Origin of the sequence: Pseudomonas taeanensis MS-3, assembly GCF_000498575.2 — a bacterium.
Taxonomy (GTDB): Bacteria; Pseudomonadota; Gammaproteobacteria; order Pseudomonadales; family Pseudomonadaceae; genus Aquipseudomonas; species Aquipseudomonas taeanensis.
Map to the genome: position 1 here is coordinate 151986 of NZ_AWSQ01000004.1, position 22098 is coordinate 174083.

General features: G+C 63.2%; 15 protein-coding genes and 1 pseudogene. 2 read left to right on the forward strand and 14 right to left on the reverse strand.

Translation table 11 applies throughout. The features are described from left to right. Nucleotides 1–406 precede the first annotated feature (406 nt). Nucleotides 407–625 carry a VF530 family protein gene (locus TMS3_RS14425; protein WP_025165985.1) on the reverse strand — a complete coding sequence of 73 codons (219 nt, stop codon included), beginning with the start codon at nt 623–625 and terminating at the stop codon, nt 407–409. 217 nt (nt 626–842) lie between these two features. On the opposite strand from TMS3_RS14425, the gene TMS3_RS14430 reads away from it, so the two are divergent. Further along, on the forward strand, nt 843–1496 hold the full coding sequence (locus TMS3_RS14430; RefSeq protein WP_025165986.1) for a peroxiredoxin: 654 nt from the start codon (nt 843–845) through the stop codon (nt 1494–1496). Between the two features lie 122 nt (nt 1497–1618). On the opposite strand, the gene TMS3_RS14435 is transcribed toward TMS3_RS14430, so the two are convergent. From TMS3_RS14435 to putA, 13 genes and pseudogenes are all read right to left on the reverse strand, one after another. Then, complete coding sequence (locus TMS3_RS14435) at nt 1619–3172, reverse strand: BCCT family transporter (RefSeq protein WP_025165987.1); 1554 nt, start codon at nt 3170–3172, stop codon at nt 1619–1621. Nucleotides 3173–3496: 324 nt separating this feature from the next. Beyond that, a complete protein-coding gene (locus TMS3_RS14440) occupies nt 3497–4744 on the reverse strand; it encodes a M24 family metallopeptidase (RefSeq protein WP_025165988.1) in 1248 nt (415 codons plus the stop codon). A gap of 54 nt (nt 4745–4798) precedes the next feature. Then, nucleotides 4799–6103 carry an MFS transporter gene (locus TMS3_RS14445; protein WP_025165989.1) on the reverse strand — a complete coding sequence of 435 codons (1305 nt, stop codon included), beginning with the start codon at nt 6101–6103 and terminating at the stop codon, nt 4799–4801. Nucleotides 6104–6183: 80 nt separating this feature from the next. Continuing rightward, entirely contained in the window at nt 6184–6555 is a 372-nt protein-coding gene (locus TMS3_RS14450; protein ID WP_025165990.1) for an ethanolamine utilization protein EutQ, read from the reverse strand. Continuing rightward, complete coding sequence (locus tag TMS3_RS14455) at nt 6552–7880, reverse strand: NAD(P)/FAD-dependent oxidoreductase (protein ID WP_029866367.1); 1329 nt, start codon at nt 7878–7880, stop codon at nt 6552–6554. The genes TMS3_RS14450 and TMS3_RS14455 overlap by 4 nt, the downstream gene beginning before the upstream one ends. A gap of 10 nt (nt 7881–7890) precedes the next feature. Further along, nucleotides 7891–9174: an FAD-dependent oxidoreductase gene (locus TMS3_RS14460; RefSeq protein WP_235576656.1), complete on the reverse strand. Its 1284-nt coding sequence runs from the start codon at nt 9172–9174 to the stop codon at nt 7891–7893. After that, nucleotides 9163–9327: pseudogene (locus TMS3_RS25630) on the reverse strand (rubredoxin); the annotation flags it as partial. The pseudogene TMS3_RS25630 and the gene TMS3_RS14460, both read right to left, overlap by 12 nt. A gap of 5 nt (nt 9328–9332) precedes the next feature. Next, entirely contained in the window at nt 9333–10778 is a 1446-nt protein-coding gene (locus TMS3_RS14465) for an aldehyde dehydrogenase family protein (protein WP_025165993.1), read from the reverse strand. 10 nt (nt 10779–10788) lie between these two features. Further along, nucleotides 10789–11979, reverse strand: coding sequence for an aromatic ring-hydroxylating oxygenase subunit alpha (locus TMS3_RS14470; RefSeq protein ID WP_025165994.1), 1191 nt, complete (start codon nt 11977–11979; stop codon nt 10789–10791). Between the two features lie 741 nt (nt 11980–12720). Next, nucleotides 12721–13656, reverse strand: coding sequence for a LysR substrate-binding domain-containing protein (locus tag TMS3_RS14475; protein WP_025165995.1), 936 nt, complete (start codon nt 13654–13656; stop codon nt 12721–12723). Between the two features lie 109 nt (nt 13657–13765). After that, on the reverse strand, nt 13766–14911 hold the full coding sequence (locus TMS3_RS14480) for a redoxin domain-containing protein (protein ID WP_025165996.1): 1146 nt from the start codon (nt 14909–14911) through the stop codon (nt 13766–13768). A 290-nt stretch (nt 14912–15201) separates the two neighbouring features. After that, nucleotides 15202–16686: a sodium/proline symporter PutP gene (gene putP / locus TMS3_RS14485; protein ID WP_025165997.1), complete on the reverse strand. Its 1485-nt coding sequence runs from the start codon at nt 16684–16686 to the stop codon at nt 15202–15204. Nucleotides 16687–16838: 152 nt separating this feature from the next. After that, the gene (putA, locus tag TMS3_RS14490) at nt 16839–20018 is read right to left on the reverse strand and encodes a bifunctional proline dehydrogenase/L-glutamate gamma-semialdehyde dehydrogenase PutA (protein WP_025165998.1); all 3180 of its coding nucleotides are present in this window, start codon (nt 20016–20018) and stop codon (nt 16839–16841) included. Between the two features lie 1532 nt (nt 20019–21550). Between putA and TMS3_RS25975 the strand changes: the two genes are divergently transcribed. Continuing rightward, entirely contained in the window at nt 21551–22096 is a 546-nt protein-coding gene (locus TMS3_RS25975) for a methyl-accepting chemotaxis protein (protein ID WP_407691620.1), read from the forward strand. Nucleotides 22097–22098 lie beyond the last annotated feature (2 nt).

The window sequence follows — 22098 nt, forward strand, 5'->3', positions numbered from 1 at the left end:
TTGTCATCAATCCACCAATTACCTCGGCAATCTCCGCTCTGCACTAACAGCCCATGTATTTGCACTTTTATTTAGATAAGCCGAGGTCACCAGCATCGACGTAAACGTCGAACCGAAAGTACCGCGAGGCAAACTAAGGGAAATCCATTCCAGGACAGAACAGGTTATTTCTGCGCGGCTGACTATAGGGTCGCGAAACACCCCCACACCGTTCTCTGGGCGTCATGCACGAGCCCATCTGCGTCATGACCGCGGACTTTATGGGTGGGCCGTATCGGTAAAAAACCTCCGCAGTGCAGGCAGGGCGAGAGGCGTACGCGATGGTCGATCCAGGCAGAGGGTTCAGCGCGAGGTAAGCCGCCTTGGCCGCGAATGTGCCGACACCCTGCTAGCTAGCGACGAGGGCTTAGCCCTTGAGCATATGCAGGTACAGCGCCTCGACCTTCTCCCGCGCCCAGGGGGTCTTGCGCAGAAAGGTCAGGCTCGACTTGATGCTCGGGTCGCTCTTGAAGCAGCGGATATCAATCAAGCGAGCCAGGCCGTCCCAACCGTAGTGGGCGACCAGTTCGGTGAGGATGGTTTGCAGGGTCACGCCATGCAGGGGGTTGTTCGGGTGTTGAGTCATAGGCGCCTTAACTGTTGCCGCAACGCGGGAGTCGATGGCCGGCACCTTAGCCGAGTGCAGCGCACGGGGGAAGCGTGAAGCAACCTGACCGAGGTTCCCGACCAGGCGTCCCCTGCCCCACTCGTGGCCTCTATTCCAGCGCCTATACTGAATGATTGCCACAACAGCGGACAGCCATTCCCTACACCGCGAGGCATCACCTGCAAGGAGGTTGCACATGACCATTCGTATTGGCGACGAAGCACCGGACTTCAGCGCCGCAAGCACCGAAGGCACCCTGCACTTTCATGACTGGATCGGCGACAGCTGGGCCATTCTGTTCTCCCACCCGAAAGACTTCACCCCGGTGTGCACCACCGAGCTCGGCTACATGGCCAAACTCAAGCCGGAGTTCGACAAGCGCAACACCAAGATCCTCGGACTCAGCGTCGATCCGGTCAGCAACCACCAGGCCTGGGCCGCCGACATCCAGGAGACCCAGGGTCATGCGGTCAACTACCCGATGATCGGCGATGAAGACCTCAAGGTGGCCAAGCTCTACGACATGATTCACCCGAATGCCAGCGGCGGCCCGCGCACCGCCGTGGACAACGCCACGGTGCGCTCGGTGTTCATCATCGGCCCGGACAAGAAGGTCAAGGCCATGCTGGTCTATCCAATGAGTGCCGGGCGCAACTTCGACGAGGTGCTGCGCCTGCTGGACTCCCTGCAGTTGAACGCCAAGCACACGGTGGCGACCCCGGTGAACTGGAAGCCAGGCGAGGATGTGATCATCCCCACATCGGTGTCCGACGAGGAAGCCCAGCGCAAATACCCCGAAGGCTTCAAGACGCTGAAACCCTACCTGCGCACAGTGGCGCAGCCCAAGTAGCCAGTTGGGCGTAACGCAAAAAAAACCGGCCCACTCCCTGAGGTGTGAGCCGGCATAGGTCAGGCAACAATTTCTACGGGCGTGACCGGCAAGCGCACCGGCCAGCGTCGAGGCGAGTCCGCTTAGCCGCGCGGTTCCTGGCTCAGCGCCTTGAGAAAGCCGATCATCAAGAACAGCATCAGCGCCATGAACGGCAAGCCCATGGCCACGGCCCCGGCCTGAATGCCTTTGAGCGCGGTATCACCGCCAATCACGAACAGCGTGATGGTGACCAGGGCAATCATCACCAGCCACAGCACGCGCTGCACCGGCGAAGTCCCCGGATCGCCACCTGCCGCCAGGTTGTCGACCACCAGGGCGCCGGAGTCCATGGAGGTGACCATGAAGATAATCAGCAGGACCACCACCAGCACCGAGCTGATAGCCGCCAGCGGCAACACTTCGAGGAACTGGAAGATCGCCATGTTGACGTCCGCCAGACCGGCTGCCAGGGCACCCGTGCCATCAATGACCTGAGCAATGGCGCCACCGCCGAAGGCGCTGAACCAGAAAATCGCCACGATGGTCGGCACCACCATCACCACGCCGACCATCTGCCGCAGCGTGCGGCCCCGGGAAACACGGGCGACGAACACCCCGACCAGCGGTCCCCAGGTGCACCACCAGGCCCAGTAGAACACCGTCCAACCCTGGAACCAGTCCTGATCCGGGCGGTTGACCCAATTGGCCAGCGGCAGGAAGAACTCGACGAAATCGACAGTAGTGTCCAGCACCCCCGAGAAGAAGCTCAGCACACCAATGCCCGCGACCACCAGCAGGAACAGGCCCAGCGCCAGCAGCATGTTGATATTACTGAGTAGCTTGACCCCGGCATCCATACCGCGCCACAGGGAGAACCCCGCCACGCCAGTCACCACCACGATGAACAGCAACTGCAAGCCAAAGGAGTTGGGGATGCCCAGAACATGCGAGATCCCGGCGGTCGCCTGCATGGCACCAAGACCCAGGGAGGTGGCCAGGCCGAACACCGTCAGCACCACGGTGAAGGTATCCACCAGCTGTCCCGGCAGGCCCTTGTGCGCCTTGCCAATCAGCGGCTGCAGGCCGGAACTGAGGGAAAACGGCAGGCCCTTGTTGTAGGCAAAGAACCCCACCACCAGGGCGCTGGTCAGGTAGATCGCCCAGGGATGAAAACCCCAGTGAAAAATGGTCGAACCCATGGCCGCATGCAGCGCTTCAGGCGTCTGCTTGGGCACGTTGAGCGGGGTTTTCCACCATTCGGTGTACTGCGCCACCGGCTCCGCCACGCCCCAATACAACAGGCCGACGCCCATCCCGGCGGCGAACAGCATGGAAAACCAGGACAGAGTACCGAACTCGGGCTTGGCCTCTTTACCGCCCAGGCGGATCTTGCCGAAGGGCGACAACGCCAGGCCGGCGCAGAACAGCACGGCCAGATTGCCCATGATCATGATGAACCAGTCGCAGTTCTTCAGGATCCAGCCCTTGGTTCCCTCTAGGGCCTGACCGAAGGCCGCGGGGTCATTCAGGGCCAGCAACACCAGGGCCAGCACAATCGAGAATGAAGCAGGAAAAATAACCCGATGGAAGTTCAAACCCAATATCTGGATATTGAAACTCCGGGGCACTGAAGCATCGGCAGCAATGTCTTTCACGCAAGGGTCCTCACTGTATTGTTTTTGTAGTCATGCCAATACCGGGCAGGATTCCAATGGCGTTAACCGCCAATAAAAACAGACCCGCGAATTGAACAGATAAGTGATGGTCGGGTAGCCAAGCGCTCGCCACAAATCATTTTATGTGCGCTATTAATGACTTTTGATCATTAATAAAAGCTGACAACAACGACCTTATTGTTAATCAAGGGCACAACCATGCCTGCCGCAATTAACGCCCGTTAATCCGCACACTGAACCGACCACCGAGTTATTTTTATTGCGTTATATCCACTACCTCAGAGTCATTACACCCACGACTGTTTATAACCAGTCATCCTGCCAGGGGTATTGCGACAATGGCTGGCAACCATCGCGGGTGATCAGCACCTGCTGCTCAAGCTTGATGCCCTCCTTGCCACCGCGCTCACCGATATAACTCTCGACGCAGAGCACCATGTTTTCCTCGATGACCCCGTCGTAACCGCTGCTGTCCCAGTCCGCACCCTTGTGTGCCAGGGCCGGGTACTCGTCGGCCAGGCCGACGCCGTGCACCACGCAGCAATAGCGGTTGTGCTGGTAGGGCTGGGGAATGTCCCAGGCGCGCTGGACGAACTCGCGGTGACTGATGCCGGGGCGCAGCAGGTCCATGTTGTGATGCACCTGCTCGAAGGCCAGGGCATACAGCTTGCGCTGCTCGGCCGTGGGCGCGACGTGGCCGACGGTCCAGGCCCGGGAAATGTCGGCGCAGTAGCCGTAGGGGCCGATCAGGTCGGTGTCGAAGGAGACGATCTCGCCTTGCTGCATCACCCGCTCGCTGGATTCCTGCATCCACGGGTTGGTGCGCGGCCCGGAGGCCAGCAGACGGGTCTCGATCCACTCGCCGCCGTGGCGGATGTTCTCGTAGTGCAGCCAGGCCCACAGCTGGTTCTCGCTCATGCCCGGGCGCTGCTCGTCGTGCATGCGCTGGATGCCTTTCTCGCACACGGCGATGGTCCAGCGCATCAGTTCCAGTTCGGCGGCGGATTTAATCCGGCGTGCCTCCTCCATCAGGCTGTGGCCCTCGACCAGGGTCAGGCCCTGCGCCTGCAGCAACTCGAGGCCCTCGAAGTCGGCCTTGTCCACCGCCAGCCGCGCACCCTCACCGGCGTGCTGACGCAGCAGCTCGACGATTTCCGCGGCCCAGACCTTGGCCTTCTCACTGATCCGCGAACCGGCGCCGAAGTAGCTCCAGCTCACCGCATGACGAATCTCGTCGATCAGGCCGTTGCCCTCGTGCAGGTGCTCGCAGTTGTGGAACTCGAAGAGGATCACCGGGCCCGTGGCGAACACCAGGGCGTAACGGGCGAAGTTATGCAGCGTCCACACCTGCATGTTCGAGGTGTCGGTGGCGTAGCGGATATTCACCGGGTCGTACAGCAGAATGGCCGCGCAATCGGCAGCCAGCAGTTGCTCGCGCACCCGCTGCAGGCGGTAGGCGCGCGCCGCCTCCAGGGTCTGGGTGCTGACCGGGTTACGCAACGGCTGGTTGGCGGACTCGTCGCTCGGGTACTTATTCTTGTTGTCGAACATCAGCTGGATTCCAGTTAACTGACTCAGGTTAAAGGAGGGGTTCTCATTCAATACTCAGCTTGCCGGCCGCTCGGCCAACGTTACCGCAGCCACTTCCGTTGCTGACTCGGTTTCGCCCTCGCTGTCGCTTGGGCTGGCCGGTTCGACCGCCGCAGCCAGGGTGGCACTGGCCAGGCCGATGGGGGTGGCCTGGTGATGCAGCGGCGCATCCTCCTGCAAGTGCGCGCCGCTGACCTTGCCTTGACCGACCGCCAGGGCCAGCAGTGCGGCGCAGGCGGCAGAGAACAGATACAGGCTGGATGCGCCGAAGCGCTCCATCAGCGCGCCGGCCAGCAACGGGCCGATAGCGGCGCCGACGCCGTAAGTCACCAGCAACAGGCCAGCCAGGGACACACGCAGTTCGGCTTCGATATTGTCGTTGGCCAGGGCCACGCCCAGCGGATACAGGCAGAACTGCAGAAAACCGATGCAGGCGCCAACCAGCAGCAGGACGCCGAAGGACGGTTGCTGAGAGAAACCCAGCGGCAGGCAAGCGAGGACCAGCAGCACCGCCACACCACGGATCAGGCTGGCCCGCGGCAAGCGGTCGGACAACCAACCGAGGGGCAGCTGGGCGAGCAGGCCAGCACCGATGATCATCGCCATGAACTGGCCGACCTCGGTGGTATCCAGGCCCTGGCGACTGGCATAGATGGCCGCCAGGCCAAAGAAGGCGCTGTAGATAATACCGGCCATCAGAACGGTGACCAGCGACTGCGGCACCCGCTGGATAAACAGCTTGATATTCACGGGTGCCGGCTGCAGCGCCGCCGGGTGCATGCTGCGAGTCAGGGCCACCGGAACCAGGCACAGGGCAAAGGCCATGGCCACACCGAGCAGCGCGTGGATGCCCAGATCGCCCTTCCAGCTCAGGGCCAGTTGGCCGAGCACCATGCCGACGTAGATCGCCACCATGTAGATGCCCAACACCTTGCCGCGCTGGTCGCTGCGGGCGCGGTCGTTGAGCCAGCTTTCCAGCACCATCAACTGGCACATCATCGCCAGGCCGACCAGTGCACGCAGAAATAGCCAAAGCGGCAAGGCACTGCTGAATTCGTGGGCCAATACGGCGGCGGAAATCACCCCGCCACAGGCAACATAGGTGCGGATATGCCCGACCCGCTGAATCAGCACCCGCCCGACCTTGCCGCCGGCCACCATGCCCAGGGCGTTGGCGGCCATCAGCGCGCCACCCCAGAACTCGGCCACCCCGTCGGCACTCAGGCGTAGCGCCAGGTAGGTCATCAGCAGGGTCGAGCCCAGCTGCATCAACAGGCTGGCCAGGTACAGGGCGCCGAAGGTCCGTGTCAGTCCGAGCATGCGTGGCTCCTTGGCCAGAACGAAGAAAACCGCCGCTTCCGGTTAGGGGAATGCGGCGGCAGAATGACTAGGGCAAAGGCTCAGGCCAAACCGTGACGTTGCTTCCAGTCGCCCGGATGCACCACGTAACCAAACAACGCATGGCCGCCGTAGACCAGCTCGGTGCCTTCCGGAATCCACAGCAGCTGGCCCGGTTTGACCCGGTACAGCTCACCGTTGGCCTGCAGCTCGAAACAGCCTTCGATGACGAAGATCACTTCGTCATACAGCAGGGTCCAGTTGACCTCGGCGCCCTCCCAGCGGGCGAAGCCGATACCGATATTCGGCGACACTTCGTTGCTGATGGCGCGGGCGACAAAGGCGGCGCCAGGCGGCCCCCCACGCGGAATAAATTCCAGGTCATGGTGATCGACCAGCAGCACCGGGCCTTTGCCAGAAACGACCTGACTCATAGCTCGCTCCGACTGTTCCAGGCCGCCAGGCGAATGCGCGAACGCACGCCGAGGCCGAGGAAGGGTTCCGGCGGGTTCAACGACGGCATGCCGGTAACCGCCTGGATGTCGCGCAGCTGCGCCGAATCCGCGCCCACCGCCAGATCCGCCAGCAGGGTGCCGGAAATGGTGCCCCAGGCCGCGCCGACGCCGTTGTCGCAGGCCGAGGCGTACACGCCCTGCTCCAGCTCGCCGAAGAAGTTGGTGAAGTTGCGCGAGATGGCATAAACGCCGCCCCAGGTGTGGCTGAATGGCACGTTGGCCAGTTGCGGGAAGCGCGCCAGGAAGGCCTTGCGGTGATCCTCACGGACACTGGCGCGCATGGCATCGCTGGTGCTCTGACCGTACTTGGGCACGTGCTTGTAGGTGTTGCGAATGATCAGGCGGCGATCCTGAGTCATGCGCACCGTGGTGCCGGCGTGGTCGGCCGGGGTCAGGCCCCAGTCGAGCTGACCGCCATACACCTGCAGTTCGCTGTCGGTCAGTGGCCGGGTCCAGCTGGCGAAGGTCATCACCGGCAGCAGGCGGTTGCGCAGATAACCGAATTCCTGGGTGAAGATGCTGGTGCCGAGCAACAGCTGCGGGGTGCGGATACGGCCGTTATTGCCGTGCAGAATCCAGCCGCCCTGACCGTCACGCTCCAGGCGCTGGATCGGCGACTCTTCCAGCAGCTCGACGTTGCCCGGCAGCGAACGCCCGAGGCCGGTGACCAGAGCCGCCGGCTGCATCAGGTAGCAACCCGGGGTGTAGATCGCCCCGCTGTAATGATCGCTGCCAACTACCTTGGCCAGTTCGGCACGCTCGACCCGCTGGAACGGCTCGCCGAGGTCGCTCATCAGCTTCTCGAAGTGATCGAGGTAGGCCAGGCCACGCGGGCCCACCGCGCCCTGGTACTTGCCGGCATGGGACCACTGGCAGTCGATCTTGTGACTCTGGATCAGTCCCTGCAACTGGGCGATAGCGGCGCGATTGAGCGCCAGCAGGCGCTGCTTGTGCGCCGGGTCCGGATGCTCCAGGGCGAACTTGTGCGGCAGGTCGATGACGAAGCCGGAGTTGCGCCCGGAGGCGCCATAGGCCACGCGCTGGGCGTCGACCAGCAGGATGCGCGCCTCGGGGTGGTGCTCGGCCAGGCGCCGCGCGGCGGCCAAGCCGGCGAAGCCGGCGCCGATCACCGTGTAGTCGGCGCGCTGCTCGCCCTGCAGGCGGGTGCAGGCCGGTTGTTCGGGCAGAGCCGCATACCAGCCGCAGCTGGCGTCGTCGTAGGGCAACTTGATGGGTTTTTTCATGCGACTGCCCTCAGGCCACGGCCCGTTGAGCGTTCTGACAGGACTGCAGCCAACTGTTGCGCTGCAATTGTGCTTGGCGACCGAGCAGGACGAAGCCGTGCAGCGCCCCCTCGGCATCGTAATAACCGGCGCTCAGGCCATCGTCGGTGTTGGTGCAGCGCCATTCGCCGGTTACGCCAACAGCAGGCGGCAACAGGCACAGCGGCGCAGCCGGGGTCTTCACCGTCACCGGCATCAGCGGGTAGCTGACCGCCGTCGGCTGGCCGAGCAGGGTCTTGCTCAACGCCTGGATGCCCTGGTTGATCGGCGCCAGGTAGGGCAGCAGCTGACCGTCGATCTCGATGCAGTCACCGAGGGCGAATATCCCCGGCTGCGAGGTCTGCAACTGAGCGTCCACCTGGATGCCCCGGCCCACGGCGGCGCCGGCCGTCTCGGCCAGCCCCAGGTTGGGCCGCAGACCGACGGCGGACAGCACCAGATCGGCTTCCAGACGCTGACCATCGGCGAGCGTCAGGCGATAGCCCTGCTCGGCCGAGTCAATGCGCTGCACGGTGTTCTGCAAATGCCAGCTCACGCCCAGCTCGCCCAGGGCGGCCTGCAATTGCTGTCCGGCCTCGACCGGCAGCAGGCGCTCCATCGGCCACTGACCGAGGCCGATGACGCTGACCTGGAAGCCGCTGCTGGCCAGATCGTTGGCGAACTCGCAACCGATCAGGCCGTCACCGAGGATGGCCACCCGCTGCACGCCGACCAGGCGCTCACGGAAGCTGCGGTAGTCATGCAAATTGTTGACGCTGAGCAGCGCCGCGCTGTCGCCTTCGATCGGCAGACGGATTGGCGCCGCACCACTGGCCAGCACCAACTGGCCGTACTCCATCTCGCCGATGTTGGTGTGCAGGCGCCGCGCCACGGCGTCAATACGCTCGACCGTGCAATACGGATAAACACGGATCTTCAGGCGCTTCTCGATGGCCAGGGCCGACTCACCGGACAACGCTGCGGCGCTCTTGCCCTGGGCCAGGCCGATGGACAGCGCCGGCTTGGAATACAGATGACCCGACTCCTGGGTCAGTACGCGGATCTCGACCAGCGGATCGGCCCGGCGCAAGGCCTGGGCCAAGCCATAGCCGGCGTAGCCGCTGCCGATGATCACGATTGGCTGGCGCGGCTGCGCCTGGGCGGCGGCCGGTTTTGCCGTTGCTGTCAGCGCCTGCGCCGATACTGCTGCTGCAACAGACGCTGCAACCGGCGCACTGACCGCGGCGGCGGCCACCACAGGGCTGATATCGAGCATCTCGAAATCGTCCTTGCCGACGCCACACTCGGGGCATTTCCAATCTTCCGGCACATCGTCCCAACGGGTGCCGGCGATGATGCCGTCATCCGGCCAGCCGAGCGCTTCGTCGTAGATCAAACCGCACACTACACAGAGCCAGGTCTTGAACATCTCGTTTACTCCCCCGCTACGCGGATCGCTACGTTCTTGGTGCGCACGTAGCTGTACAAGGCTTCCTGGCCCTTTTCCCGGCCGAAACCGGACAAACCGACACCGCCGAACGGCGTCTCGATGCCACCGGCATACCACTCGTTGACGAACACCTGGCCGGCCTTGAGGCGGCGCGAGCAGCGCATGGCGCGGCTGATGTCCTGGGTGAACACGCCGGCGACCAGGCCGAATTCGGTGCCGTTGGCGATGGCGATGGCCTCCTCCTCGGTATCGAAGGGGATGATCGCCAGGACCGGGCCGAACACCTCTTCCTGGGCAATGCACATCTCGGGGCTAACGTCGCGGAACACAGTCGGGCGCATGAAATGCCCGGCCCTGTCGCTGAAAGCCTCACCACCGGTGGCAGCCACCGCGCCCTCATCGATTGCGCGCCGACACAAGGTTTCGATGCTGGCCAGTTGCCCGGCGCTGACCACCGGAGTGAGGTCCGGGTTGTCCTGACCGAGGCCGACGCTGAGGCCTTCGGCCAGCTCGACGACGGACTCGACGATTTCTTCATAGATCTCGCGCTGCACCAGCAGGCGCGACATGGCCGAACAGACCTGGCCGGCATTGAAGAAGATGCCGCCCTTGACGCTGGCCAGCAGCTGCTGGCGATCGGCGTCGGCGAAGGCAATCGCCGCCGACTTGCCACCCAACTCCATGACGCTGGGGATGGCGTGCTCGGCAGCATCGCGGAGAATGGTCTGGCCGGTCGGTACCGAGCCGGTGAAGACGATCTGATCGACGCTGCGATGGCCGACCAGGTGACTGCCGACCTCACGGCCACGGCCGCAGATCAGGTTGACCGCGCCATTTGGCAAGCCGGCATTGGCAATGGCGCGCAGCAGCACGCACATGCCCAGCGGCGACAGCTCCGGCGACTTGATCACCACCGCATTACCGGCGGCCAGGGCCGGAGCCAGCGAGCGGGCGCAGATCGATACCGGGAAGTTCCAGGGCACGATTTGCGCCGAGACGCCCATCGGATCGTACAGGGTGAAATCCATGTAACCGTTGCCCAGCGGGATCGAGGTGCCCTCGATCTTGTCGGCCATGCCGGCGTAATACTCGAAGTAGCGCGCCGCCTCGGTGAACTCGTCACGGGCATCGTTCAGGCTCTTGCCGTTTTCCTGGCACAGCACCCAGGCGCCTTCGTCGGCCACCGCACGGATCTCTGCGGCGATACGCAGCAGCCAGGTGACCCGCTGCGCCGGGCGCACGCTGCTCAGCGCGCCACTGTCAGCGCAACGCCGGGCGGCCTGCACGGCACGTTCGGCATCGGCGATGCTGGCCTGGGCGATGGTCGCCACTGGCTCGGCAGTACCGGGGTTGTTCACCGTCAGGCGCGACTCGCTGTCGAGCCATTCGCCGTCGATGTAGTTAAGCCAGTGGGATGCAATCGGATACATGGCGGCCTCCTCAGGCGGACGGTACGGTGGCCAGCAGCTGACGCGCAGCCCACTGATGGAAGTAATGCGTGGGGATGTCCATCTCCGGGGAGAAGGCGCCGCCGCCATAGCCGGGCGAGTGACGGCCCTTCTGCATACCTTCGACCGAGGCGATGTCCTCGGCGAATACCACCTTCCAGGACTCCAGAATGGCGTTGCGGCAAGCGGCGTACTCGTCACCCAGGGCCTCGTCGCCGACGTAGAACAGGCGCAGGTGCTCGATGGTACGGCCCGGCGCGACCGGCTCCAGCTGCATGGCGAAGGCGTGGTCGGCCTGAATACCGAGCAGCACGTTGGGGAAGAAGGCGACGTATTCGGCGTTGCGCAGACGATCCTGCGGCCAGCTGGGGAACTTCGGCAGGTGCGTACCGGCGACATCGGAGAGGTTGTAGGCGTAGCTGCCCTGACCGGCGAAATGCTCGTCGAAGAGGATGTTGTAGTGGTCTTCCAGGCGCGAATAGGTGTTCAGGCTCGGGTGCACCCACGGCAGGTGGTAGGCCTCGCAGTAGTTCTCTACCGCCAGCTTCCAGTTGCAGTTGATGTCCAGTGTGGTGGCATCAAAGCCCGGACGGCGGCGCAGCAGGCTCATGCCGTCATCCCCGAGGAACTGGCTCCAGCGCGCGGTCAACGGCGCGAGCATGTCTTCCAACGGCTGGGCATCGCCGGACAGGTTGACGAACACCATGTCCATCCAGATGGCGCTGCGGATGGCCTTCAAGCCGTGCTTTTCGCAGGCGAAGCGCTCGTCCTTGTGCACATCGATACCGCCGACGTGCGGCGTGCCGCGCAGGCCGCCATTCAGGTCGTAGGTCCAGGAGTGGTAGGGGCAACGGATCACGCCTTGCACGGTGCCCTCTTCCTGCACCAGCTTCATGCCGCGGTGGCTGCAGACGTTGTGGAACACCTGCACCAGGCCTTCGCGATTGCGCATCAGCAGCAGCGGCAGGCCCATGAAGTCGACCGGTTTGACCGAACCATTCTGGGTCAGGTCGCTGGCGAAACCGACGCAGGCCCAGGTCTTGCCCATCACCTGATCGCGCTCCAGCTCGAAATGACGCTGCTCGGTGTAGAACTCGTTACTCAGCCCGGTGGCTTGGTGAATCGGGTTGAGGACGGTTTCCAGATGATGCACAGGAATTTGTTGAGAAGTGGTCGAAGTCATTGTTGTTCTCCCCTGCTGGGCACGGTGGGTAATGATCGGCAGGCTCACTGGCCAGGCTCCGTTGGCAGCGAGTTTCGAGAATCTGGGGATTGTTCGACAAACGATTTTTACAGCCGAATTTATGACTTTTAATCATTAATCCAAAAAGCCACGCGCAACGCCTTGCTTGGCCGCTGCCAGCCCCACAGCGGGGGCTTGCATATGCGTAAAGATCATCAATCCATGACAATAAATGGCTTGTTCCAGGGGTTGGGAAAACGTCACTTTAGCCACCATCAAACCAGCCATTCGGCACCGGCAGGCGACCGGACTGCGGTATCCAGCAGCGCGCGACAAACGCCCACCGGGGGGGTTACCTGCCCAGGCGAAACTCGAGCGTTTTTAAGCGGATTTATTGGGTGTTGCAGGTGATGCCAACAGGCTGGAAAGCATCCAACACCCATTAATCAACTTATTCATCCTGCACCTGAGTCCTGTCACGACGCGTCGCTTGCGTCAGGCAGCTCCGCTGGCCCTCCCACGCCACCACCGGGATGCCAGTCGCTAACGCAGGAACACTCCCAGGACGAGCCAGGCAATGCGCCTACGGTCGCGCTGGGCGGGGCCATTCCCCTCGCGCTACCCGCGCGCAAGGCCTGCTGAGGAATAGCCGCGCATAGTCCGACAACTAGCGCCGCGACTGCTCCATGCAACGCTGCCGCAGGCCACAAGCCTGCGGCAGCGTTCGTTTCGGCCCGGTATTTATGCGCCGCTGCCGAGCGTGGCGGCGTCCAACGCAGGCGGCAACTGCTCGAGCAACCAGGCGCGGAAGCACTTAACGCTTTGACGCATCACGCCCCGGCCGAGCGGCTCGAGCAGGCAGAACTGCGCATCCGACTGCAGCACGGTGTCGATCGGCCTAACCAGGGCGCCGGTCTGCAGGTGGTTATCGACCAGGTTCGACCAGGCCAGGGCGATGCCCTGACCACTGAGCGCCGACTGAATCAGCATCGAGTAGCTGTTGATGTTGATCCGCCGCCGTGGCTCAAGGCTTTTCAGGCCCAGGCGCTGGAACCATTCGGACCAGCCGATCCAGTCGCGCTGCGGATCTTCCAGCCATAGCCAGGTGCAATCAGCCAGCTGCTGCGGGGTGCTCAGCGTCGGGTTCTTGGCCAGATAGCCCGGGCTGCACACCGGGAACACTTCCTCGGCAAACAGCGGGGTCACCTGCATGTCCTTTGGCGGAGTGCGGCAGTAGTACAACGCCAGGTCGCAATCCAGGCGGGAGAAATCCTTGACCTGGTCATAGGCGATGATGCGCAGGTCGATCTCTTCGTTATCGCGCTGAAACTCGGCCACCTTGGGCAGCAGCCACAACGAGGCCATCGCCGTGCTGGTGACCACGGTCACCTGCTGGGCGCCCTGCCAGTGGCGAATTTCGCCGGTGGCATGGGCCAGCTGCATCAACGCGGTTCGCACCGTCTCGTAGTACTGGCTGCCGGTCGGGCTCAGATTTATCGCCCGGGTGGTGCGCTCGAACAGGGTCTTGCCCAGGTAGTCCTCGAGCAGGCGCACCTGACGACTGATGGCGCCCTGGGTGACGTTCAGTTCGTGCGCCGCCAAGGTAAAACTCAGGTGGCGCGCGGCCGCTTCAAAAGCCACCAGGCTATTGAGCGGAGGCAGAGGATGGATTTTCATGCAGGCAAGGTCACATCTGTATTTTGATTTTATCCCCGCAGTTTAGTGCCTGACTCCAAGCGCGGACAGAAGCGATTAGCCGGCCGTTGAAAAGTGTCGCGAGCGCTGGCTAACCCGCCTCGCTCTCGGCACGGGGTTGGGCTTCGGGCTCGGCGGTGCCAGTGCCCGCCGTGTCGACATCCAGAAAATGCAGGTTCTCCTGCCTGATTCGTCGGGCCTCCTCGTCGTAGAGAAACGGCAGAAACATAAAGCGCTGCCCCTGAGTGACCGCTGTTGCCTCATGCAGCAGCCCGCAGGAGAACACCACCGCGCCACCCGGCGGGGCCGTATACAGGCCCGGACCGAACTCGGGAAAACGCAGGAAACCACCCTCATAGTCGCCGCTGTTGAGAAACAACGAGATGGCAAAGCGTCGATGCGCCGTGCCCTTGGTGGTGTTATCGCGGTGTGCGCGGAAATGCCCGCCCTCACTGGCGTCGTAGCAGCCCACCAGATAGCGCTCCATGCGCGTGGCGCGAAACTGGAAGGCCCGCTCCAGTTGCGGCACCACCCGCTGCTGAATACGCCGCATGCAGGCGCGACGCAGTTCCTCGTCCTCCAGCACGCAGTCACGCCGGACCTTGTGATCGCGACCCAGCACCATGACCGTCTTGCCATTGATGTCCTGCATGAACCCAGAGGCCTCGCCACCCTGCCTGCGGTAATAGTCCATCAGCGCCTGGCACAGCGTCGGCTCGAACACCCGCGGCAAGACCAGCACCGGCGCCTGCAGGTTCGCCCGATAGGCCGGGCCAATCACCGGCAAGCGATCCAGCACGGACAACAAGGCCGGCATGTGCGCCTCGGCCGAGGACTGCAAGGGCAGCACCGCGATCACCCGCAGCATCGGATCGAGCACGTAGGTGACTGCACGGTAACTGCCGTCCTCCTGTTGCGCGCCGTACAGCCGACTCACCGTGCGCTCGAAATCCCAGAAGTAACGCACCCCCGGCAGCGAGGTGCACAGCCGCTGCTGACGCTCATCCTCGGGGTCGACCGTGACCCCGAAGAACGACAGGCTCTGATCATCGAAACGCTGGCGGATCGCGGCCAGCTGGGTAAGCAGTTGCTCACTGACCGGGTCAGCGGCGGAACCGAGAAAACTCAATACCAGGTAGCGGCCGGCGACGGTATCGAAGACGAAGCGATCGCGGGTCTCGGTACGGCAGGTGAACCAGGGGGCAGGCTCACCCAAACCTATGAATGCAGTGCGCATGATATTCAGCCTCCATGCAGGCAGTACAAAGCCGCCCAAGGGTTATGCCAAGGGGGTCGTTAACAAGCATAGCTGGGGAAATCAGGCGCGCCTGGAGAGCCTGGCGATGGTGCGACCGACGCACGCGTTGGGCAAAAAACCAGGCAAAAAAAAAGCCGACCGACACCCGAGGGTGACGGCCGGCGAAGCACTATCGGGTCGTCGTGGGACCCGAACTCGATACCAGCATGGGCATCCGACCTCGGGTGCCCCACCTACAGACGACCGGCTGCAGATGGGGATGAAACAGCTTAGGCCAGCTTGCGCTCGACCTCGTCGAACTGTGCCTGCAGAGCCTGCTCAGGCTCCTCGGTCAGCAGGCTGACAACGATGATGGCCAGAGTCGCCAGGATAAAGCCGGGGATGATCTCGTACAGGTCGAAGATCCCGCCGGACAGTTGCTTCCAGATCACCACGGTCACGCCGCCGAGGATGATGCCGGCCAGCGCGCCGTTGCGGTTCATGCGCTTCCAGTACAACGACAGCAGGATGGCCGGACCGAAGGCGGCACCGAAGCCGGCCCAGGCGTAGGACACCAGACCCAGTACGGTGGTATCCGGGTTCAGCGCCAGGATCAGCGCGATGATTGCGATCAGCACCACGGCGCCACGGCCGACCCAGACCAGTTCGACATCGCTGGCGTGCTTCTTGAGGATGGCCTTGTAGAAGTCTTCGGCCAGGGCCGAGGAGCTCACCAGCAGCTGGGAGTCGGCGGTGGACATCACCGCGGCCAGTACGGCAGCCATCAGGATGCCGGCCACGACCGGATTGAACAGGCTGTTGACCAGCACCATGAACACGGTCTCGGCGTCGGCCAGATCGGTCTCCAGGTAACCCACGGCCACCCAGCCGATGGCCAAGGCGGAGAACAGGGTCACGGCAGTCCAGCTGACGGCGATGCGACGCGCGGTCGGCATGTCCTTGTCGTCGGAGATGGCCTTGAAGCGCGCCAGGATGTGCGGCTGACCGAAGTAGCCCAAGCCCCAGCCGAGCAGCGAGAGAATTGCGATCCAGCCCAGGGCCTCACCCTTCACATCATTGAAGAAGGTCAGCATTTCCGGGTTTTTGGCCATGATCGCGGCGTGTGCGACGTCAACGCCGCCCACGGCGTTCAGGGCGAACACCGGCACCATCACCAGCGCGGCAGCCATCAGCAGGCCTTGCACCACGTCGGTCCAGGCCACTGCGAGGAAGCCACCGAACAGGGTGTAGGACACCACGGCCAGAGTACCGACCACGACCGCGATCTGGTAATCGAAGCCGAACACGGTTTCGAACAGCTTGCCCGCAGCGACCAGGCCAGAGCTGGTGTAGAAGAGGAAGAACAGCAGGATGATCAACGCCGAAACCACGCGCAAGGCGCGGGAGGTATCGTTGAAGCGGTTCTCGAAGTAAGCCGGCATGGTCACCGAGTCCTTCGCGACGTGCGAATAGACGCGCAGGCGACGTGCGACGAACAGCCAGTTCAGCCAGGTACCGGCCAGCAGGCCGGCGGCGATCCAGGTCGCTTCGAAGCCGGCCACCAGGGCGTAGCCCGGCAGACCCAGCAACAGCCAGCCGCTCATGTCAGAAGCGCCAGCGGACAACGCCGCGGTGCCTGGACCAATGGAACGACCGCCGAGGATATAGTCGGACAGGTTCTGGGTGCGGCGGTAGGCAACGATGCCCAACCCCAGCATCAGCACCAGGTAGACCACAAAGGTCACCCCTACAACAAAAAGGTTCTGCTCGTTCATCTTGTTGTTCTCGTGTTGGCACGGCTCGGGCCGTGGCTCTAGTTTTAAGCGGCCGCGGTATGCAGCCACTGCGTAAATCATCCGAACAGAGCACCGGTAAGTGCTCTGCGCGGAGCTGGGAATGACCTTGTGGGCCCTCCCGGACGTGCGTGTTACTCCTCGCCGCCCAACGACAGCAAGGATGCGTTACCCCCCACGGCGGTGGTGTTCACCGAGACCGTGCGCTCATTGACGAAGCGCAGCAGGTAGCTCGGACCACCGGCCTTGGGCCCGGTGCCGGACAGGCCGCAGCCGCCGAACGGCTGCACACCGACCACGGCACCGATCTGGTTGCGGTTGACGTACAGGTTGCCCACCCGCGCCAGCGCTTCGATGCGCTCGGCAGTTTCCTCGTTGCGGCTGTGCACGCCGAGGGTCAGGCCATAGCCGGTTGCGTTGATCGCGCCGACCACCTTCTCCAGATCGGCTGCCTGATAGCGGACGATGTGCAGGATCGGGCCGAAGTTCTCTTTCTTCAGCTCATGAATGCCGCCGATCTCGAACGCCACCGGTGCCACGAAGTGACCCTCGAGGCCTTCCGGCAGCAGGGTTTCGGCAATCAGCTTGCCCTCGCCTTTGAGCTGAGCGACATGGGCGTCGAGGCCAGCCTTGGCTTCGGCGTCGATCACCGGACCGACATCGCTCTCGCGCAGATGGGTCGGGCCAACCTTCAACTCGGCCATGGCGCCCTTGAGCAGCTCCAGTACGCGCTCGGCGATATCGGCCTGCACATACATCACGCGCAGCGCCGAGCAACGCTGGCCGGCGCTGGTGAAGGCCGACAGCACGGCATCCTTGACCACCTGCTCAGGCAGCGCGGTGGAGTCGACGATCATCGCGTTCTGGCCGCCGGTCTCGGCGATCAGCGCGGCAATCGGGCCGTCTTTCTCGGCCAGTTGACGGTTGATGATCCGCGCGGTGCCGGTCGAGCCGGTGAAGCACACACCCGCGACGCGGGCATCGCTGCAGAACACGCCACCGAGGGTAGCGCCGTCGCCCGGCAGGAAGGCGATCACATCCGTCGGCAGGCCAGCTTCGAACATCAGCTCCAGGGCACGGGCAGCGACCAGGCTGGTCTGCTCGGCCGGCTTGGCCAGCACGCAATTACCGGCGACCAGGGCAGCGACGACCTGGCCCAGATAAATGGCCAGCGGGAAGTTCCACGGGCTGACGCAGACAAAGATGCCACGGCCTTCATGGAACAGTTCGTTGCGCTCACCCGTCGGGCCTTGCAGCTCTTCACGACCGAGACGCAGGCGCGCCTGCTGCGCGTAGTAACGGCAGAAATCCACGGCTTCGCGCACTTCGTCGATGCCGTCCTGCAAGCTCTTGCCGGCTTCCAGGGTGCATAGCGCCATCAGCTCGCCGCGGTTGCTTTCCAGCAGATCAGCCAAACGCTCGAGCACAGTGGCGCGGACGTCGATCGCGGTGGCGTTCCAACGCGGCCAGGCCGCATGCAGGGCGTCCAGCGCCTGGGCAGCGTGGGCCGCCGTGGCGAACTGGGCGCTGCCGACCTTCTTGCTCAGGTCATACGGGCATTGCACTGCTTGCTCGGTGCCGGACAGTTTCTGCCCGTTGATCACCGGTGCGGCTTGCCATTGACGGTTGAGGTGCGGCTGATAGGCGAGCTCAAGCTCAGCCCAGGACTGCTGGATGTTCATGTTGAGGCCTTGGGAGTTTTTCCGCGCGCGGCCAAACAACGCCGACGGGAGGGGGATTTTGTCATTACCAAGCGACTTGAACTTGCGCAGTTGCGTCACCGGATGATCAAGAAGTGACTCGATTGGGGTGTTCGGGTCAACCAACTGGTGCACGAACGAGGAGTTCGCGCCGTTTTCCAGCAGACGCCGCACCAGGTAGGGCAGCAGGTCCTTGTGTGCACCGACCGGCGCATAGATGCGCACGGTGGTCTTGTGCTGTTCCAGCACGGTGTCGTACAGCGCATCACCCATGCCGTGCAGACGCTGGAACTCGAACTCGCGCGGTTCTTTGTACTCGGCCGCCATCGACAGAATGCAGCTGACGGTATGCGCGTTGTGGCTAGCGAACTGCGGGTAGATCACGTCGCGGGCGAAGTCCGACAGCAGGAAGCGTGCACAGGCCAGATAAGAGGTATCGGTGCCTTCCTTGCGGGTGAACACCGGGTAGCCGTCCAGACCTTGCACCTGACACTGCTTGATCTCGGTGTCCCAGTAGGCGCCCTTGACCAGGCGCAGCGGCATTTTCGCACCGAGCTCCTTGCCCAGCAGGGTCAGCCAGACCAGTACCGGCAGGCAGCGCTTGGAGTACGCCTGCACGACCAGGCCGAACTCGCCCCAACCGGCGATGGCCGGGTCGCGCATCAGCTTTTCATACAGTTCCAGCGACAGCTCCAGGCGGTCGGCTTCTTCGGCGTCCACCGAAATGCCGACGTTGAGCTTGCGCGCACGGATGGCCAGCTCACGCACATTGGCGAACAGCTCGGTCAGCACGCGCTCGCGCTGCGCCACTTCGTAACGCGGGTGCAGGGCGGACAACTTGATCGATACCGACGGCTTGGGCCCCGGGCCGACCTGCGGCTCGGCACCGACCGTATCGATGGCCTTGCGGTAGTCGGCCATGTACTTCTCGGCGTCGTCGGCAGTCAACGCCGCCTCGCCAAGCATGTCGAAGGAGTAGGTGTAGCCTTTTTCGCGCTCAGGACGACCGTTCTTCAGGGCCTCGGCGATGTTGCGGCCGAGTACGAACTGCTTGCCCATCAGTTTCATCGCCTGGTTCATCGCCGCGCGAATCACCGGCTCGCCGGAACGCTTGACCAGACGCCCGATCACGTTCTTCGGCCGGCCATCGGCGGTGGACGGATCGACCACCTTGCCGGTCATCACCAAGCCCCAGGCCGCGAAATTGACCAGCACGTTGTCGCTCTGGCCGAGGTGGCGTTCCCACTCGGCGGAGTTCAGCTTGTCGCGAATCAGCGCGTCGGCGGTGGCGGCATCCGGCACGCGCAGCAAAGCCTCGGCCAGGCACATGAGCATCAGCCCTTCGTGCGTGTCGAGGCTGTACTGACGAAGAAGAGCGTCGAGGGTATCGACGGCATTGTCCCGGCTACGCACCTGTTCAATCAGAGTGCGGGCATTGCGGCGGATAGCCTCGATGCCGGCGTCACCGGAGTCGGCGAGCTGTAACAGCTCAGTGAGATAGGCTGCCTCGTCAACGCTGTAATTGGCGCTGATGACAGGGAAAAAATCGGCGGCCTTGGCGGCAGAGATCCGGGTAAGGAACTCGTCCTGCAAGACGTGACTGGCTTTGAACATCACGCCCATCCTCTTGTGGATACTGTTATATGGGGCTAACCCAGTAACGCCGGCATGCCCAACAACATCGGGAACTGAACCTGGCGGACTGTGCGAGTGGATGGGGAATTTAGTGGCAGAGTGATGACAGCTTCTTGCGAAAACCTACGGAGTTTTTGCAGAAAGCTCCGCGCAAGGGAACTTCCGAGCAACCCGCGGCATCAGCGCCGATAGCGTGAGCATGACGGACATGCCCGACCTAGAGCGTTCAACAGCAGCGCAGTGGCCATTACAGGGCGCTACACCTGCAAGAAGCGGCGTATGCCCTCGAACGCCAGCAGGCGGGCCGGCACCACTTGGCCGGCAGAGTGCCCGTGGCGGCTGGCGTATTGCACCCGGCCAACAACGCGAGGCCCTGCACCTACCCTGGCAATACGGTCGTCGGCGATGCAGCGCCGCGCTGAACTGCGCTGGGTCCGCTATCGGCCTGACCCAGCGCCAGCCCTAATTACGCGCCCCCCCACAACCCAGCCACCGACCGCTGTAAACACCGGCCCTGAGCGCTCTACAACCGGGCCCGCGCTGGCCTGGACAATCCACTTAGACTGGAGCAAACGCTTATGGACACCCCCCGAACGAGTGCGCGAATTTCGCGCTGCCTGACCAGTCAACGCACCATTTTGGTAGGGCTGCTGTGCGACTGTAAGCGCCGCCTGCGGAGGTGGACCGGGGGGCTCAGACGCGAAAAATTGGCTCATTGAACTAGCCACACAGGCCGCTAGCACCTTATCGGCGCAGCGACAGCCACGTCGGCAAGCGATGGCATGCTTTCTGCTGTGAAACCAGTAGCAACAGACTACATCCGCAGGATTCGCTCCTGCTAGGCAATGGCGCCTGAACCCACTGCGGTTTTACTGCAGGGCTTCAGGCGTTTTTTTTTGGCTACTGATGGAGAAAGCGAACTCATGAAGTGGCTTACCTACCCTGCACTGCTGTTACTGCGCGAACTGGGCATTGCCGGCATGCTCCGCACCCTGCTCGGTATCACTCTGGTCGGCGTCGGCGTCGCGCTGTTGTTTCCGTCCCTGCCAGCAACACTGGCCTGGGCTTTACTGGCCTACCTGGCGATGTCCAGCCTATGGTTGCTGTGGCAGGACATCAGGCAACTGCAACGCTATTGCGACGACTCCGCCCAGCAGGCCGGCCAGGAACCGCCCAGCGCTTGCGAGTGGCAGTTGCTCCAGCCGATTGGCCGGAGTTTGCAGCAGTGCCTGCATCGCGAGCAACGCCAGCAACAGCTGTTGCAACAGCGCCTGGATGAGATATCCCACTCGTCACAAGAGCTCGAACAAAGCGCCGTACTGGTGACCCGCAACGCCGAAGGCCAAAGCAGCTCGGCCAGCATGGCAGCTGCTGCCGTCGAACAATTGAATGTAAGCATTGTCCAGGTGGCGGCCTTGGCCGATGAGTCGCGGAGGACCAGCGTGGTGGCCAGCGAGCAACTGACCGATGGGATCGACCTGCTCACCAAACTGGTGCAACAGGTCGCGGAAATGACCCAGCAGGCCCACACCACCAACGAACTGATTCAACAACTGCACAGCAACTCGCACACCATCAATGAAATGTCCGGCACCATCCGCGGCATTGCCGCCCAAACCAATCTGCTGGCGCTGAACGCAGCGATCGAGGCCGCCCGTGCGGGCGAGAGCGGGCGTGGCTTTGCGGTTGTCGCCGATGAGGTCCGCCGTCTGGCTTTGCACAGTCAGGAATCTGCGGCAGAAATCAGCCGCAACATCGAGTCGGTGCAACAGCACATCAAGGGTGCAACGGTGCAAGTAGCAGGCTTGAGCGAGCTGGCCCAGCGCAGCGCCCATAGCTCGGAGGCGGTGCGCACGCTGCTCGATCAGGTCCAGCAGTGCACCCGGCAATTGACCGAGCAGGTCGATCAGGTGGCGGTCAGTACCGAACAGCAAGGCAAAGCCGTGGCGGAAATCGCCGAACTGGCCGACCTCGTCCGCCAGGGCAATGCCGACAACCTGAGGGCGGCCGACCAGGCCCGCACCATCGCCCATCATCTGGCTCACCTGACGGGGTAATC